The following is a 16,242-nucleotide window of genomic DNA, read 5'->3' on the forward strand; positions in this document are numbered from 1 at the left end:
CTTATTCCTGTTTTTTAACATAAGCTATTTACATAACTTTAACCCACTTTTAAAAAAAGTTATTTATAAAAAACAGAACTCTATGAGAAAAATTTACCGTTATGAAAAATTGTCATTCTCGGCTCCAGTCGATGAAGATATTAATTTTGAAATCAAATTTATATCCGACGGTAACATAGGGCATACCGTAATCAATATACCCGGAGATAATGATTCTGAAATTGCTAATTCTGGTAAATCTTCCTTAGGAAAAATACAAACGCTCACAGCCGAAAAAACAATTTGCGTTTCGGATATTGCCAATCCTATACCTCACGAAGACACAATTGCTATTGAATACTATATCAATAAAAAACTACTTGCAAAACATTCTAATCTAAAAAGCGATACTGATCGTCCTTATGTAATTTTAACCATCAAATTTTCAGTAAAATGAAAAACTGGATTATAATTAGCACGGTTTTTTATTTCGGAACAATTCAAGCCCAAAAAAAATTAGATATCCTTACAACACCTACTTCTCCTGCGGCAGCTGTTTTAGGTATGCAACCAAGTGCTATATTACAACCCAAATCTTATCGTGCTCTAGAAACTGCTCTTTATTCAAACTTTAGTGATGAAAATGGAAATAGTATAATCCCAAATGATTTTGGTCTCGAATTTATGCCGTATTGGGCAAACGATCATGGCATGAGTCTGGAGGAATATCTTTATCCAAAAGCCAACCTTGATCAGCTTTTGCGCAACTCATCATTTTCTTTGGCTTCTACTCAAAATTTCATGCTACAAGACAGCACAAATACAAGAAGTCTTTCTTTTGGCTACCGCACCTCTATCTATTTTGGAAATAAAAGAGATAAAGAAATCATCCAAAAACACATAGAAACTTTAAGCAATAACCAACGTATTGGTTCTAAAATCTTAGCTGAACTTAGTGAACTTGCAGAGAAATTTAAATTTAAAACAAAAAGAGAATACCTAACAGCCGTACGAGATAAACTTACCAATCGGATTTACGAAGTACTCGATAAAAAATCGATGAAAGAAGCCGAAGAAATAACCAACAATATTTACGACGCTACTGATGTACTCCCTTTTGATGAAAATGATGTCGATTCGTTTTTCATTTCATTTTCTGAATTAATAGAAGACAAAACAATGGGAAGTTATGACGAATTTAAATCTTATATTCTATCGCGTCAAGGATTAAGTATAGACTTGGCTTACGCATTAGCATTAAATTTTCCGACTAATGATTTTAAATACTCCAATGTACCCAGACAATCATTTTGGATTACTCCTTCTTATAAATTCTCAGATAAAATAAGTTTTCTAAAAGCTACCGGTGTATTACGATATGAATGGTACAATAAGGAGTATTTTGAGAATTATTTTCCTGACACCAAAGTATATAAAAACAATTTCGATTACGGATTAGCATTACAAAGTCAGTTCAAGAAATTTTCATTAGAATTTGAAGCTACCGGCCGACAGAGCAGTTCTCTTTTAGTTGCTGGCACAGATGCTTCGGGAAACACATTATACACCAAAGAAAACGCATCCGATTTTCAATACATAGGAACATTTAGTTATAGACTTACAGAACAAATTGCCCTATCCTATCAAATCGGAAGTGCTTTTAAACCCGTTTTTAACCACAACGGAACATTGATTTCGATGCTGTCATTAAACTTTGGTTTTGGCGGCCCCAATATAACAGATTTAACTTCAAAATAAACCTCAAAAATCATACTCAAACCTACATCCGATGATTTTAAATCATCATAAAAAATATGGCAACTAAAATAGGAATTTATATTACCGGACTCGGACAATCTATACACAACGAAACTGTAGAGAAATATACTGAAAGACTTAGAAACGAATTGAACTTTACCACAACAGGTTTTAATTATTTTATTAAAACAGAAAAAATTTCTTATCAACCCGAGAAAAATAGCACTGTTGTAAGTCTCTTTAAAAAAGACAAAAATGACATCGAAGAATTAATTTATAAAATATATGATTTTCAGTACCACAAAATCTTAACCGAAAAATTTGAACACTACAACATCTTCATAAAAAATCTAATCCTATTTAGCTTAATAATAAAAAAGACACCCCAAATTACTTTAAGGTTTTTCAGAAAAAAAGAATTTAGCAGCCCTTATCAAACAACTTATGCTTTTTCTATTCTTCTGATAATATCATTATGTGTTCTTTTTTTAATTCCGGCTTGTATCGATTTAATGACTAATGAAAGTATTATAAAAAATATCTCAAAACTACTTTACCACATCGGTTATGACATTGACGTAGAAAGGATACATAATTACGGGAAATACGTTCTTTCGATAACGACATTAATTTTAATTTTTGCGCCTCAATCTAAAACCATTATCACATCGCTTGCAACCGAATTTTCTTGTGTTGACAGTTATATAGCCAATGGGGAACAAAGCCAAATTGTATTAGGAAATCTTGATTCGCTTGTAGAGTATATCGCCGAGAATGAACCAGATCCTGAAATTCACTTTCATTGTTACAGTTTTGGAAGCATCTTAGCAGTTGACCTTCTTTTTCCGGTAGCAGAGATTCCACCATCAGATAACGTTCAGAAATTAACCAAACTTCTTATTACAACTGGAAATCCTTATGAATTTATAAATGCTTATTATCCTTCTTTTTACAAAAGAAGAAGTCCGATAATGGAAAACACTATAAAATGGATGAATGTTTATTCTGTTTCTGATGTTTTTGCTACAAATTACAGAAAAGATGATTCTCGTGGTGAAGCCGAGTTTGGAATAAAAAATATAGCGATTCTACCAGAAAACATTAACTATGAAATCACATCCGACAAATCTGGCATAATTGCCTTTTTCTCGTTAAATAGTATTAAAATGCATAAATGTTACTGGGATCCAGCTACTATAGGTCAGAGTTGTATGAAGGTATTACTACCAAAATTAACGAGCAAAGGTTTCATATAAAAATATGTATCTCAATTAATTACCAAAATAAGTATTAATTTAGATAACAAAAAACAGCCCCATGAAACCTATCATCTTTATCCCCGGAATTCAAGCTACGAGTCTTGTTAATAGTAATACCTTCGATTTTAATTATATCTGGAATGCCTACGACACATTGGGTTCATCTATTGGTTCATCAATTTTTGGAGCTTATATTAACGAAAACCTACAATTTAATCCTTTGTACGACCAAGGAATTGAAACGATAATAGAACGCAATCATATTGCTAAATTCCCATACGAGAATTCTATTTCTAAATTAAAAAACAAACTAAACGAGACCAGAGCATACAAAAATACTCCTGTATTTTTATTTGGTTACGATTGGCGAATGTCGAATATGGAAAGCGCCAAACGTTTAAAAATTTATATCGAATACCTCAAGCACAAACTTCAGGATCAAAACATCGAAGGATTCCGGTTTATTACTCATAGCATGGGAGGATTGGTTTTAAACTGCTACCTAAGTTTATTAAAAGATGATTTTTCCGGAATCGATAAAATAATCATGAATGCTCCTCCATTTTTAGGATCTCCATATGCATTGGTACATATGGTAAAAGGAGACGGTGGTTTAAGAAGTATCCTAAACTGGGTTATAGGAAGAAATGAGGATATGCGTAAAGTTATTCGAACTTATCCTGGGGTTTATGAGTTATTACCCATTTACAAAGACGCTTTAACCTATGCAGATAATAATGAACCACTGGATCTTTTGAAAAAAGAATATTGGCAAGACAACTTATATAGAGATATCGAACCACTTTTTGATTCTAGATTAGCACTTTTAAAAGAATTTCGTTCTCCTACGGGTTTAAAAAACTTATCCGATTTACCTCAGGCTCTAAAAGACAGAATGATAATTATTGTAGGTGAAGATGATAAAACATTTACAAAGGTAAAAGTCCTAAAAAAAGGAAATAACAACATTCAAAATTTAGTCGACTTAGGCTCTCTTAATGACGGAAGAGAATCTGGCGACGGAACTGTTCCTTTTAAAAGTTCTTCTATTTATGCAAAAGACATTAAAACATTTGCTGTAAAGAAAGAAAACTTCTTTGATGAAATAAGTAACAATCTTGATTTTCATGGTTTATTCTTAAATGATAGTCGAGTACAGAATATTATACAGCGCTATTTTTTAACCGAAAGCGCCAACCCAAAACTCAGTGGGCTTAAAAATTGGTGGGACACTCCTAACGGAAGTGTTAGAAAAGTGGATTGATTAAACTATTATGAATAATCTATAAATAAAACGATTTCGAGAGGTTTTCCGTAAAATCATCTATAGAAACAATCCTCTAAATACAATATCCAAATTAAATGCATTTTTTTAATTACTTACTAAAGCCTATCTTTGCAGGCTTTATTTTTAAAAACAAAAAGCAGTAAATTATATAAAATGACAAAAAATAACGTTTTAAAAGGAGTATTTCTAGTAGCATTTGGCGCAACAAGTTATGGTATGTTGGCCACTTTTGTAAAAATGGCATACGACGAAGGATTCACAACAGCAGAAGTAACTACTTCTCAATTTATATTAGGAATCATTGGAATCCTAATCATCAATGCTTTTCAAAAAGCAAAACATAAAAATACAGTTGTTAACGCAACACCAAAAAACATTGCTCAATTAATGACGGCTGGAACTTCATTAGGAATGACAAGTTTATTCTATTACCTGGCTGTAAAATACATTCCAGTTTCTATCGGAATCGTTTTATTGATGCAAACTGTATGGATGGGAGTTTTATTAGAAATGATTTTAGAGAAGAAACTTCCTTCTAAACAAAAAATAGTTGCTGTAATTATTGTTTTAGGAGGTACTGTATTAGCTACTAATATTACTCAAAACGAGATCCAATTAGATTGGCGTGGTCTAGCGTGGGGTTGCCTAGCAGCTGCATCATTTACTACAACAATGTTTACCGCAAACCGAGTTGCTACCGAAATTTCGTCAGCACAACGTAGTTTATATATGCTTTTAGGAGGAGCTGTTATTGTCTTTTCTTTTGCAATAGCTACACAAGTAACTCCGTTTAACTTCGAAATTTTCACAAAATGGGGTATCATACTTGCACTTTTTGGTACAATTATACCTCCTATGCTTATGAACGCAGGTTTCCCTCTTACAGGAATTGGACTAGGAAGTATCGTTTCGGCACTAGAACTTCCTGTATCTGTAATGATGGCTTACGTATTGTTAAATGAGCAAGTTATATTCTTACAATGGGTTGGAATAATTTTAATCATATTAGCTATCATTATCATGAACTTAAACTTCCAAAAGGAAAAATAAGCGTTAAAAAATACTTGTTAAAAAATAATTAAGATATTGTCCTAAAATCCCAATTATTTTTATAAATTCGTAATAAAATTACTATTATGAATTTACCTTGGCATCTTTACGTAATGGCTTTGCTCTACATTCTGGCTGGGATAAATCATTTTAGAACCCCAGGAATGTACCTAAAAATCATTCCTTCTTACTTTTCAAATCCAAAATTATTAAATATTTTAAGCGGTGTCGCTGAGATTATATTAGGGTCGCTCCTATTAATCTCAGCGACATCTCATTTTGCTGCATGGGGAATTATTGCGTTATTGGTCGCAGTTTTCCCAGCTAACGTATACATGTATCAAAACAAAAAAGCAAGTTTTGGGTTACCTCGATGGGTTTTAATATTACGCATGCCTCTTCAACTCGTTTTGATTTTGTGGGCATATCAATATACTTTTTAACATTTATACATTAATTAAACACTTTTATTATGAAAAAACTTTTTGCTGAATTTTTTGGAACGTACTGGCTTGTATTTGGAGGTTGTGGAAGTGCTATTTTCGCAGCAGGAATCCCAGAATTAGGAATTGGATTTGCTGGTGTAGCACTAGCTTTTGGTTTAACCGTTTTAACGATGGCTTATGCCGTAGGACATATATCAGGAGGTCACTTTAATCCCGCAGTTTCTTTTGGTCTTTGGGCTGGTGGAAGATTCCCTGCAAAAGACCTAGTACCATACATTATTGCACAATGTGTTGGAGCAATTGCTGCTGCCGGAACTTTATATACAATTGCATCTGGTAAAGCTGGATTTGTGATTGATAATACTAAAGCCGGAGCTTTTGCATCAAATGGGTTTGGAGCTTTTTCTCCAGAAGGATATTCCTTACAATCGGCTTTTATAGCTGAATTTGTACTGACTTTGTTTTTCTTATTAATCATCCTTGGAGCAACAGATAAATTTGCTAATGGAAGATTTGCTGGAATAGCAATTGGTTTAGGGTTAACATTAATTCACTTAATAAGTATTCCTATCACAAACACATCAGTAAACCCTGCGAGATCATTATCTCAAGCAGTATTTGTTGGTGGAGAACCATTATCTCAAGTTTGGTTGTTTTGGGTTGCACCAATTCTAGGAGCAATTGTAGCAGGTTTTATATATAAATCATTGTTGCAAAATCATGATGCTGCATAAATTATCATTTTCTAAAATCGATTATTAATCCTTAAAACTTTAAAATATGGAATTTTTATATTTCTTACTTATTGGCGCGATTTCTGGTTGGCTAGCAGGTCAAATATGGAAAGGTGCAGGTTTTGGAATCCTTGGCAACATCGTTGTTGGAATAATAGGTGGTCTTGTAGGCGGATGGATTGCTGGAAAACTAGGTATTGGCGGCGGCGGTTTGCTTTGGCAAATTATAATTGCTGTTGGTGGCGCCTGGGTACTTTTATTTATTATTAGCTTGATAAAAAAAGCATAACCACTCTTATACACTTGCTATAAATTAGACAAGCAATAATCATTTTATACTAAGAGAAGAAAGAAGTTTAATAACTTTATTTCTTCTCTTTTTTTTATTAAATAGTTACATCAAAACAACATTCAATCTAAAAATCAGCCCTTTAATAAAATCATATTACTAAAATTATTAAATTTGAGTAAATACTTCTGCCATGAATGAAATTATTTCTTACTTCGGTACCATTCCATCTTTACACAGAAGTCTGATTCTTGTAGGCGGAATAACCATCTTCTGGATGATAGAAAATACTTTTCCACTTTTTAAATTCAATTATAAAAAATGGAATCACGCTGGAATTAACTTCTTTCTGACATTCACCACCATTTTAATCAATTTTGTATTAGCATTTATCCTATTACAAACTGCAGATTGGACTATTAAAAACAATTTCGGTATCCTACAGTGGATTCCAGAAATCCCTTTATGGTTATACACAGTTATTGGATTATTGTTATTAGATTTAATTGGAGCCTATCTTGCCCATTTTACCGAACATAAAGTAAAATTTTTATGGCGTTTTCATCTTATTCACCATACCGACACTTGGATCGACACAACAAGTGGCAACCGTCATCATCCTGGAGAAAGTATAATCCGGTTTATTTTTACAACTTTCGGCGTTTTAATTGTAGGAAGTCCGATGTGGATGGTTTTCTTATACCAAACACTCTCCGTAATATCTACTCAATTTACCCATGCAAATATTTCGTTACCAGACAAAGTTGATTCTTTTTTAAGCTACTTTATTGTTTCTCCAAATATGCACAAAGTACATCATCATTATATATTACCTTATACAGATAGTAATTATGGAAATATTTTTTCAATCTGGGATCGTCTTTTTGGAACTTTTATGACACTACCAAAAGAAAAAATCATCTACGGCATAGATACTCACATGAACCCAAATGAACATAACAATTTGAAAAATTTACTGCAAATTCCGTTTCAAAAACATCGTTCACCAAAAAACCGTTAAAATCCACAAAAAAAAGCGACCATAAGCGACGAAGTAATTATTTTTTTTACTAATATTGATATGTAAATTGAATATCAATATATTATTAATCATTAACCCCTATTTGAATTAATTTTCACGTGATGAAAAAGAGTAACCGTAAAGAATTGAACTGGGAACAAACAGAAAAACTTGTTACATTAGCCCTAGAAGAAAAGAATCCTTTTGAAATTATCAAAAAAGAATTTGGATTGGCTGAAAAAGAGGTTTTAGAGATAATGAAAAAGAAAATGCCCGCTGAGAAATTTGAAATGTGGAAAAAGAAAGCTATTGCTAATAAGCCTAAGCCAAAACCTGTTAAGATAGATGATTTTGATGAAGATCTAGATGGAAAATATTACATAAAGAATAAATTAGACTAATCATAAAACTCCTGAAACAGGAGTTTTTTTTTACTCCAATAAATAAAACTGGAATGTTTTTGTAACTTTTTCAGCTTATAAAGACCAATAATAAAACTAACTCAATAGAATAATGAAAAAAATAATAGTTACACTAGCATTAGCAGCTGTTTTTTTGGGATGTAAAACAGGCAGCTCTACTACTGCATCTGCAAAACCAGAAGTTGCAGTTAACATCAATCTTAACGATGTAAAAGACGACAAAGTTCTCGTTACAGTTACTGCTCCAAAAATAAATACAGATGAAGTAACCTATAGCATTCCTAAAACTGTTCCTGGAACATACTCTGAGGACAACTACGGTAAGTATATCGATGATTTAAAAGCTTATGACTCTAAAGGAGCACTCCTTACCATAAAAAAGCTAGACGACAATACTTGGTCAATAGCAAATGCAAAAACACTAAAGACGATTACTTATTTAGTAAACGATACTTTTGATACCGAAAAAGGAACAGGTTTTGGCAATGACGATGTTTTCTCACCTGCAGGAACAAATATCGATGCCGGAGTTAATTTCATGATAAACACACATGGTTTTGTTGGTTATTTTCAAGACAAACTAGACATTCCTTATAAAGTTACAATTGCGCATCCTGCAACACTTTGGGGAGCAACATCTATGACTGATGAAGATGCAAGCAATACAAGCGATGTATTTACAACATCTCACTATGCAGTTTTGGTAGAAAACCCAATTATGTACTCTAAACCAGACTACACATCATTTGATGTAAACGGAATGGAAATACAAATAGCAGTATATTCTCCAACTGGAAAATTCACAGCCGAAAGTATCACGCCAGAAATGAAAACGATAATGACTGCTCAGAAAAACTTTTTGGGTAAAATAAATTCGACTAAAAAATATACTGTTCTATTATATTTATCATCTATGAAGCCAACCGATGCTCATGGATTTGGAGCATTAGAACATCCTACAGCAACAACTGTTGTTTTACCTGAAATGATGCCAAAAGAAGAATTGGTAAAATCAATGAAAGATGTAGTATCTCACGAATTCTTTCATATCGTAACTCCATTGACAATTCACTCGAAAGAAATTCAATACTTTGACTACAATGCACCAAAAATGTCTGAACATTTATGGATGTACGAAGGTGTTACCGAATATTTTGCAAACCTTTTCCAAATTAATCAAGGTTTAATCGATGAATCTGAATTCTACTCTCGTATTGCTGAGAAAATAGAACACGCAAAAGCATTGAATGATACAATGTCATTTACAAAAATGAGCGCCAATGTATTAGAACAACCATACAAAGACCAGTACTTAAACGTATACGAAAAAGGAGCGCTTATTGGTATGTGTATCGATATTATCATTAGAGAAAAAAGCAATGGCGAAAGAGGAATTCTGGATTTAATGCATAAATTATCAGATGAATATGGTGTTACAAAACCATTTAATGATAATGAGCTTTTCGCAAAAATCACTCAATTAACTTATCCAGAAGTTGGAGCTTTCCTAAACACTTATGTTGCAGGAACAACACCAATTCCTTATGATACTTATTTAGCAAAAGTTGGTGTAACAAACGCTGCCGAAAAAGTTCCCGGAACAATTTTCTTAAAAGGTCAAACTCCATATATCACTATAAATCCTGAGACTAAGCAAATCATGGTTATACCTGAAATGGAATTGAATACTTTTTTCAAAAGCCTAGACTTAAGAGGAGGTGATTACATCCTTTCTATAAATGAAAAACCATATTCATTGGTAAACATATACGAATTGATCACAGAAAGTCAGACATGGAAAGAAGATGCACCAATAACTGTTAAGATAAAACGCGATGGTAAAGAATTAACTTTAAAAGGCGCTGTTAAACTTCCATACGAAGAAAAGAATACTTTTAAAGCGACAGACAATTCTAAACAAGCACTTAGAAATGCTTGGTTAAAAGGATAATAAGAAATTAAAACAAGAAAATCCCAATTTAGAAATAGATTGGGATTTTTTTATAAATTAAAAGTTGAGCATCGTTTTTTTAAAACTATTTTCTTTATTTTGCAGCAAAATCTATAAACAATGAAAAAAACTATTATTGCATTCGTTACACTTGTTCTTTTAGCTTCATGTAACAAAAACGAATCAAAAACCAACTTGCATATTACCGGAAATATAAAAGGATTAAAAAACGGAACCTTATACATACAAAGAGTAGTCGATACTTCTCTAGTAGCTATAGATAGTATTAAAATCGATGGTAATTCTGCTTTTGAAGCTAACATCGAATTAAAATCGCCAGAGATGCTATATCTATCTGTAGATCGTGGCGTAACCAACTCTTTAGATAATAATATATTATTTTTTGCCGAACCAGGCAACATTAACATTGATACAAATCTAGACAATTACCTTTCTAGCGCTAAAATTACAGGATCGAAAAACCAAGAATTATACGAAGATTACCGCAAAATAAATTCTCGTTTTAATGATGAAAATCTTAGCCTAATCGAATTACGATTTAAAGCAATAAAAAACAATAACCAGAAAACATTAGACAGCATAGACGAAAAACAAGAGTCTAATATTAAGAGAAAATATCTATACGCTACAAACTTTGCCATCAACAACAAAGATTACGAAATAGCTCCTTACATCGCCTTATCAGAGATATACGATATCAATATTAAATATTTAGATACAATACAAAAATCGATGACTCCAAAAGTAGCACAATCCCTTTATGGTAAAAAACTTACTGAGTATATTGCCAAAATTAAAAAACAACAATAAATAAATATAAAATTCTAAAAATCAATATTTTACAATTTAAAACAACTTTTATTGCACCTATACTAATACCTGGACGGTTAAGGATGAATGTGGTAATACTTCGGACACTTTCACGCAAGTGATTACTATCGAAGATACTACGAAACCTACTTGGACTACTCTAGCTGGAAGTCTTAATATAACTATCCAATGTAGTGATGCTGCAGGTTTAACTACTGCGCAAGCTAGTGCTCCTGTAGCAACTGATAATTGTGATAGTGAGGTGACCATCGAAAAAACTAGTGGACAATTTGTAGCTTCTGAGTCTTGTGCAAATGCAGGAACTTATACAAACAGTTGGATAGCAAAAGACAATTGTGGTAATATCACTGATACTTTCACGCAAGTGATAACTATAGAAGATACTACTAAACCAACATTTAACGGTGAGCTTCCTACTGATATCACAGTATCATGTGATAAAGTTCCTGAAGCAGCAAATATAACTGCATCTGACAACTGTAATGTTGATGTGCCTGTAGTTTATACTGAAACAAAAACTGGTATCGAGAATGAATGTAGTACCAATTATATACTAACTCGTAAATGGATAACTAGCGATTGTTCAGGAAACACAACTTCGTTTACTCAAGTAATTACTGTTAAGGATACTACTGCTCCAACTGGAACTGTTCCTGCTGATATTACTTTGGAAAACATTGCAGCTATTCCTGTTGCAGATCCTAATGCTGTAATTAATCCTACCGATAATTGTAGCCAAACTGTAAATGTAACAGTAAGTGATTCTGATAACGGTGGTACTGGTTGTGGAGGTAGTCCATACATCTTAACCAGAACCTATACTTTATCTGATTGTGCTGGTAATAAAACCATATTGGTACAAACAATTACGGTTAAAAATGATGTTATACCAACTGCAACTTTTAATAGTGAAGCTTGTAATGCGGATTCATCTACGGTTAACTTATTTAATTTATTACCTAGAAGTACAACTGCGGTTGGTACCTGGATAGATACTGATAATTCTCATGCTATAAACGGTAACATTGTTACTTCTTTTGGACTTCCTGTTGGTAACTATTTATTTGAATACCAAATACAAGATGAAGTTTGTCCTAGAAGTTTATTTGTAAACCTTTCTATCAATGATGATTGTAAAGTATTAGCATGCGGAACAATACTGGTACATAATGCATTCTCTCCTAATGGTGATAGTTTCAATAATAAATTTGTCATCGACAATATAGAAGACACAGTATGTTATCCAGATAATACTGTCGAAATATACAACCGTTGGGGAGTACTAGTATTTGAAACTAGAAATTATAACAACACAACAAATGCTTTTGACGGTATTTCAAGAGGAAGAACAACCGTAAAACAATCAGACGGTCTTCCTTCAGGAACTTACTTTTATATTCTAAATTACACTTCTGTGGATGGAAACGGTGCAATTCAGACAAATAAAAAAGATGGATTCTTATATCTAACAAAATAACAAAGAACACAACTCACTGATAATATAACAGCTCTGTTATCAGTGAAGTGTTTTAATAAAAACAAGTCTTTTTTTGATGCACGAAGGTATTACTACTTTTTTATCATTAACAAAAAAGAACCAATGCAATAATAAAATAATAAATATCTACTATGAGAACAAAATTATTTTCTTTCGTTTTGATGTTTACAGCTATAGTAAGTTACGCACAACAAGATGCTCAATTTACACAATATATGTACAACACCATAAATATCAACCCCGCTTATGCAGGGTCACGAGGAGCTCTAAGTATTTTTGGTTTATACCGTACGCAATGGGTCGGACTTGATGGCGCCCCAGAAACTAGTAGTTTTTCGGTAAATACCCCAATAAATAACAGTAATCTAGGATTAGGAGTGTCATTGGTTAATGACAAAATTGGACCTACAAATGAAAATACTTTTTCTGTAGACCTTTCCTATACTATACCTACTTCACCAAACTATAAACTATCTTTTGGTATTAAAGCCACGGGTAATTTATTCAATTTAGATGTCAATAAATTAAATCCAGCTGATCAAGGCGATCCGCAATTTCAGAATTTAGATAATGTCTTTAAACCAAATATCGGAGCCGGAATATATCTTCATTCAGATAAAGCATACATAGGTTTATCTGTACCAAACTTCATCGAAACCAACCGTTATGATGATAATGATATTGTAATATACAAGGATAAGATAAATTATTATTTGATGGCAGGATACGTATTTGATTTGGATTATTACCAAGACATTAAGTTTAAACCTGCTTTATTGACTAAAATGGTAGAAGGTGCACCATTACAAGTAGATGTTTCGGCCAATTTTATGTTTGTCAACAAATTTGTAGTTGGAGTAGCTTACAGATGGAGCGCCTCATTAAGTGCGATGGTAGGTTTTCAGGTTAGCGATGGATTATATATAGGATATGGCTATGACCGTGAAACTACCAACTTAAACAATTATAATTCTGGCTCACATGAAATATTCTTACGCTATGAATTTATCAAAAACAATGGTAAAATGACAACCCCTCGTTTCTTCTAAAAATATTTATTATGAAATCGGCAATGATTCCAAAATAGCCAATAATAAAGAAGAATGGCGATACCATGTTCCTTTAAAAAACAAATAAATAGATCAACATGAAAAATTTTACAATCCTTTACATAACAATAGTAAGTGTTTTTTCTTTAAACAGTTATTCGCAACAGAGCAAGATTGCTTTTGGAGATAAAAAATATGACAACTATGCCTATATAGATGCCATTAAAACCTATGAACGTGTAGCCGAAAAAGGATACAAATCTGAAGATATGTTCAAGAAACTAGGTAACTCCTATTATTTCAACTCCGAATTTGATAAGGCGGCAAAATGGTATGGCGAATTATTTGCCATGAACACCGAGGTAGAACCTGAGTATTATTACCGATACGCACAATCATTAAAATCTACCGGAAATATTACCAAAGCCAATCAAATGCTTGATTTATTTAATCAGAAATCAAAAAAGGATACTCGTGGTAAACTCTATGAAAGTGACAAAAATTATCTTGAACAAATTAAAGCTAACTCTGGACGCTATAACATTGAGAATGCAGGAATAAATAGTAAATACTCTGATTACGGAACTACTTTTTATCAAAACAAAATTGTTTTTGCTTCAGCAAGAGATACGGGTAATTTTAATCAACGAATACACAAATGGACTGGTGAGCATTTCACCAATCTATATCAGTCAGATGTAGATCAGGATTTTAATCCCAATGCCCCTAAAAAATTCAAGTCTAAAATAAACTCAAAATTCCACGAATCAACTCCAGTTTTTACAAAAGACGGTAAGACTGTTTATTTTACAAGAAACAATTACATAGATGGCAAAAAGGGAAAAGATGAAAATAAAATAACCTTAATAAAAATATACAAGGCCACGCTAGAAAATGATAAATGGACTAATATAATGGAAGTCCCATTTAATAGTAATAATTATAGTACGGCACATCCTGCACTTAGTCCAGATGAAAAAACATTATATTTTGCATCGGATATGCCAGGAACATACGGACAATCGGATATTTATAAAGTAAACATTAATACCAATGGAGGATTTAGTTCTCCCGTAAATTTAGGCCCTGGAATAAATACAGAAGGAAAAGAAACATTCCCATTTATAACAGACGATAATGAAATTTATTTTGCCTCAGATGGGCATCCCGGACTTGGAGGATTAGATGTTTTTGTTGGAAAAATAGCTGACGATGGCACAATAAGCAATGTTCAAAATATTGGAGCAGATATTAATTCTCCCAAAGATGATTTTGCTTATATAATTGACACCAAATCCAGGAGAGGATTTTTTACATCTAACAAAGATGGCGGACTGGGATCTGATGATATCTATAAATTTTTAGAAACAAGAAAGTTATACTGCATTCAGGAATTATACGGAGTCATAACAGATAAAGAAACAGGGGAAGTTTTACCGAATACAAAACTGACCTTATATGACGACAAATACAAAATTATAGCTACTAGTTATTCTGATCAAAATGGTAATTATACTTTTCCCGTTGAGTGTGGTATGTCATATTTTGTACGTGCCGAAAAAAACAAATATACTACTAGAGAGTTAATGGTAAATATTTTAAAAGAAAACGGAAGAACCAATTTACCAATAACATTAGAAAAATCTGAATGTATGGTAACAATTGGTGATGATCTAGGTAAATGTTTTGGCATCAAAATGATATACTTCGATTTGGATAAATCTAATATCCGTACAGAAGCCGCATTCGATTTAGAAAAAATACTAGATGTATTGAATCAATATCCAAAAATGAAACTTGATATTCGTTCTCATACCGATAGTCGTGCCACACATAAATACAATGAAGCATTGTCTGACAGAAGAGCTAAATCAACCATACAATGGCTAGTTAAAAATGGTATTGATCCAAACAGATTAACTGGAAAAGGTTATGGAGAAACCCAACTTGTAAATGGTTGTTCTGATGGTGTAAAATGTACCGAAGCTGAACATCAAATGAACAGACGAAGCGAATTTATTATTTCGGCATTATGATAAATATTTGTGAAAAAACAATTTTAGGTTCGGTTTTTGTTTTTATCAGTGCATTATTAATTTAATAAAAAATTGAAACCATGAAATCTTTAAAACTTTTATTCATAAGTATATTTTTCATTACTGTAAGTTCTTTACACGCTCAAGTATCAGTTAATGTTAATATTGGAACTCCACCTGCATGGGGTCCTGTAGGCTATACAGATGTACGCTATTATTATCTGCCTGATCTTGAAATGTATTATGATATTAATGCATCTAGTTACATTTATATCAGTAATGGAAAATGGACAAGAGCAAGAAGCCTTCCTAGAAACTATAGAAATTATGATCTTTACAATGAATATAAAGTTGTTCTTACCAATTACAGAGGCGATTCTCCATATGATAACTATAAGACTCATAAAGTAAAATATGGCAAAGGCTACAAAGGTAAACCACAAAAAACTATTGGTTTAAAACCAGGTAAAGGGAACAATAAAGAGTATAAAAATAATGGAAATGGACATGGGAATGGGAATGGGAATGGAAAAGGACATGGAAAACATTAAATTGTAAAAATTAAAGGGGTACTTAGTAAGTACCCCTTAATTTTTATAAATAAGATATT

At 32.4% G+C, this 16,242-nt stretch carries 16 protein-coding genes; all 16 read left to right on the forward strand.

Going from position 1 to position 16,242, the window contains the following annotated elements; translation table 11 throughout:
• The first annotated feature begins 82 nt into the window (after window positions 1-82).
• The 16 genes from B8T70_RS16140 (at window position 83) to B8T70_RS16215 (ending at window position 16,183) form a co-directional block, all read left to right on the forward strand.
• Complete coding sequence (locus B8T70_RS16140; protein ID WP_039111641.1) at window positions 83-436, forward strand: hypothetical protein; 354 nt, start codon at window positions 83-85, stop codon at window positions 434-436.
• Complete coding sequence (locus B8T70_RS16145) at window positions 433-1,737, forward strand: hypothetical protein (RefSeq protein ID WP_086895490.1); 1,305 nt, start codon at window positions 433-435, stop codon at window positions 1,735-1,737. The genes B8T70_RS16140 and B8T70_RS16145 overlap by 4 nt, the downstream gene beginning before the upstream one ends.
• Window positions 1,738-1,793: 56 nt before the next feature.
• On the forward strand, window positions 1,794-2,993 hold the full coding sequence (locus B8T70_RS16150; protein WP_086895491.1) for a hypothetical protein: 1,200 nt from the start codon (window positions 1,794-1,796) through the stop codon (window positions 2,991-2,993).
• A gap of 61 nt (window positions 2,994-3,054) precedes the next feature.
• The gene (locus tag B8T70_RS16155) at window positions 3,055-4,260 is read left to right on the forward strand and encodes a hypothetical protein (RefSeq protein WP_086895492.1); all 1,206 of its coding nucleotides are present in this window, start codon (window positions 3,055-3,057) and stop codon (window positions 4,258-4,260) included.
• 177 nt (window positions 4,261-4,437) lie between these two features.
• Window positions 4,438-5,334 carry a DMT family transporter gene (locus tag B8T70_RS16160; RefSeq protein WP_039111902.1) on the forward strand — a complete coding sequence of 299 codons (897 nt, stop codon included), beginning with the start codon at window positions 4,438-4,440 and terminating at the stop codon, window positions 5,332-5,334.
• Window positions 5,335-5,420: 86 nt separating this feature from the next.
• Complete coding sequence (locus B8T70_RS16165) at window positions 5,421-5,777, forward strand: hypothetical protein (protein ID WP_039111645.1); 357 nt, start codon at window positions 5,421-5,423, stop codon at window positions 5,775-5,777.
• A gap of 29 nt (window positions 5,778-5,806) precedes the next feature.
• Complete coding sequence (gene aqpZ / locus B8T70_RS16170; RefSeq protein WP_035619439.1) at window positions 5,807-6,514, forward strand: aquaporin Z; 708 nt, start codon at window positions 5,807-5,809, stop codon at window positions 6,512-6,514.
• 46 nt (window positions 6,515-6,560) lie between these two features.
• Window positions 6,561-6,803 carry a GlsB/YeaQ/YmgE family stress response membrane protein gene (locus tag B8T70_RS16175; RefSeq protein WP_086895493.1) on the forward strand — a complete coding sequence of 81 codons (243 nt, stop codon included), beginning with the start codon at window positions 6,561-6,563 and terminating at the stop codon, window positions 6,801-6,803.
• A gap of 193 nt (window positions 6,804-6,996) precedes the next feature.
• Window positions 6,997-7,824 carry a sterol desaturase family protein gene (locus B8T70_RS16180; RefSeq protein WP_086895494.1) on the forward strand — a complete coding sequence of 276 codons (828 nt, stop codon included), beginning with the start codon at window positions 6,997-6,999 and terminating at the stop codon, window positions 7,822-7,824.
• Window positions 7,825-7,946: 122 nt separating this feature from the next.
• Entirely contained in the window at window positions 7,947-8,225 is a 279-nt protein-coding gene (locus B8T70_RS16185; protein ID WP_039111648.1) for a DUF2805 domain-containing protein, read from the forward strand.
• 112 nt (window positions 8,226-8,337) lie between these two features.
• On the forward strand, window positions 8,338-10,197 hold the full coding sequence (locus B8T70_RS16190; protein ID WP_086895495.1) for a peptidase M61: 1,860 nt from the start codon (window positions 8,338-8,340) through the stop codon (window positions 10,195-10,197).
• Window positions 10,198-10,317: 120 nt separating this feature from the next.
• Window positions 10,318-11,028, forward strand: coding sequence for a DUF4369 domain-containing protein (locus tag B8T70_RS16195; protein ID WP_039111650.1), 711 nt, complete (start codon window positions 10,318-10,320; stop codon window positions 11,026-11,028).
• 118 nt (window positions 11,029-11,146) lie between these two features.
• On the forward strand, window positions 11,147-12,526 hold the full coding sequence (locus B8T70_RS16200) for a gliding motility-associated C-terminal domain-containing protein (RefSeq protein WP_086895496.1): 1,380 nt from the start codon (window positions 11,147-11,149) through the stop codon (window positions 12,524-12,526).
• A 152-nt stretch (window positions 12,527-12,678) separates the two neighbouring features.
• Window positions 12,679-13,596 (forward strand): type IX secretion system membrane protein PorP/SprF, encoded by a 918-nt coding sequence (locus B8T70_RS16205; protein ID WP_086895497.1) that lies wholly within the window; start codon window positions 12,679-12,681, stop codon window positions 13,594-13,596.
• 98 nt (window positions 13,597-13,694) lie between these two features.
• Window positions 13,695-15,632: an OmpA family protein gene (locus B8T70_RS16210; protein WP_086895498.1), complete on the forward strand. Its 1,938-nt coding sequence runs from the start codon at window positions 13,695-13,697 to the stop codon at window positions 15,630-15,632.
• An 80-nt stretch (window positions 15,633-15,712) separates the two neighbouring features.
• Window positions 15,713-16,183 carry a hypothetical protein gene (locus B8T70_RS16215; protein ID WP_086895499.1) on the forward strand — a complete coding sequence of 157 codons (471 nt, stop codon included), beginning with the start codon at window positions 15,713-15,715 and terminating at the stop codon, window positions 16,181-16,183.
• The last annotated feature ends 59 nt before the right edge of the window (window positions 16,184-16,242 follow it).

It is taken from the genome of Flavobacterium sp. AJR (genome assembly GCF_002156885.1).
Lineage (GTDB): Bacteria > Bacteroidota > Bacteroidia > Flavobacteriales > Flavobacteriaceae > Flavobacterium.

What these genes read in the sequence shown, in the direction of transcription:
- B8T70_RS16160 (WP_039111902.1), top strand. Translation starts at nt 4,438, where the DNA reads ATGACAAAAAATAACGTTTTAAAAGGAGTATTTCTAGTAGCATTTGGC.
- B8T70_RS16155 (WP_086895492.1), top strand. Translation starts at nt 3,055, where the DNA reads ATGAAACCTATCATCTTTATCCCCGGAATTCAAGCTACGAGTCTTGTT.
- B8T70_RS16195 (WP_039111650.1), top strand. Translation starts at nt 10,318, where the DNA reads ATGAAAAAAACTATTATTGCATTCGTTACACTTGTTCTTTTAGCTTCA.
- B8T70_RS16190 (WP_086895495.1), top strand. Translation starts at nt 8,338, where the DNA reads ATGAAAAAAATAATAGTTACACTAGCATTAGCAGCTGTTTTTTTGGGA.
- B8T70_RS16210 (WP_086895498.1), top strand. Translation starts at nt 13,695, where the DNA reads ATGAAAAATTTTACAATCCTTTACATAACAATAGTAAGTGTTTTTTCT.
- B8T70_RS16150 (WP_086895491.1), top strand. Translation starts at nt 1,794, where the DNA reads ATGGCAACTAAAATAGGAATTTATATTACCGGACTCGGACAATCTATA.
- aqpZ (WP_035619439.1), top strand. Translation starts at nt 5,807, where the DNA reads ATGAAAAAACTTTTTGCTGAATTTTTTGGAACGTACTGGCTTGTATTT.
- B8T70_RS16185 (WP_039111648.1), top strand. Translation starts at nt 7,947, where the DNA reads ATGAAAAAGAGTAACCGTAAAGAATTGAACTGGGAACAAACAGAAAAA.
- B8T70_RS16145 (WP_086895490.1), top strand. Translation starts at nt 433, where the DNA reads ATGAAAAACTGGATTATAATTAGCACGGTTTTTTATTTCGGAACAATT.
- B8T70_RS16205 (WP_086895497.1), top strand. Translation starts at nt 12,679, where the DNA reads ATGAGAACAAAATTATTTTCTTTCGTTTTGATGTTTACAGCTATAGTA.
- B8T70_RS16140 (WP_039111641.1), top strand. Translation starts at nt 83, where the DNA reads ATGAGAAAAATTTACCGTTATGAAAAATTGTCATTCTCGGCTCCAGTC.
- B8T70_RS16180 (WP_086895494.1), top strand. Translation starts at nt 6,997, where the DNA reads ATGAATGAAATTATTTCTTACTTCGGTACCATTCCATCTTTACACAGA.
- B8T70_RS16215 (WP_086895499.1), top strand. Translation starts at nt 15,713, where the DNA reads ATGAAATCTTTAAAACTTTTATTCATAAGTATATTTTTCATTACTGTA.
- B8T70_RS16165 (WP_039111645.1), top strand. Translation starts at nt 5,421, where the DNA reads ATGAATTTACCTTGGCATCTTTACGTAATGGCTTTGCTCTACATTCTG.
- B8T70_RS16175 (WP_086895493.1), top strand. Translation starts at nt 6,561, where the DNA reads ATGGAATTTTTATATTTCTTACTTATTGGCGCGATTTCTGGTTGGCTA.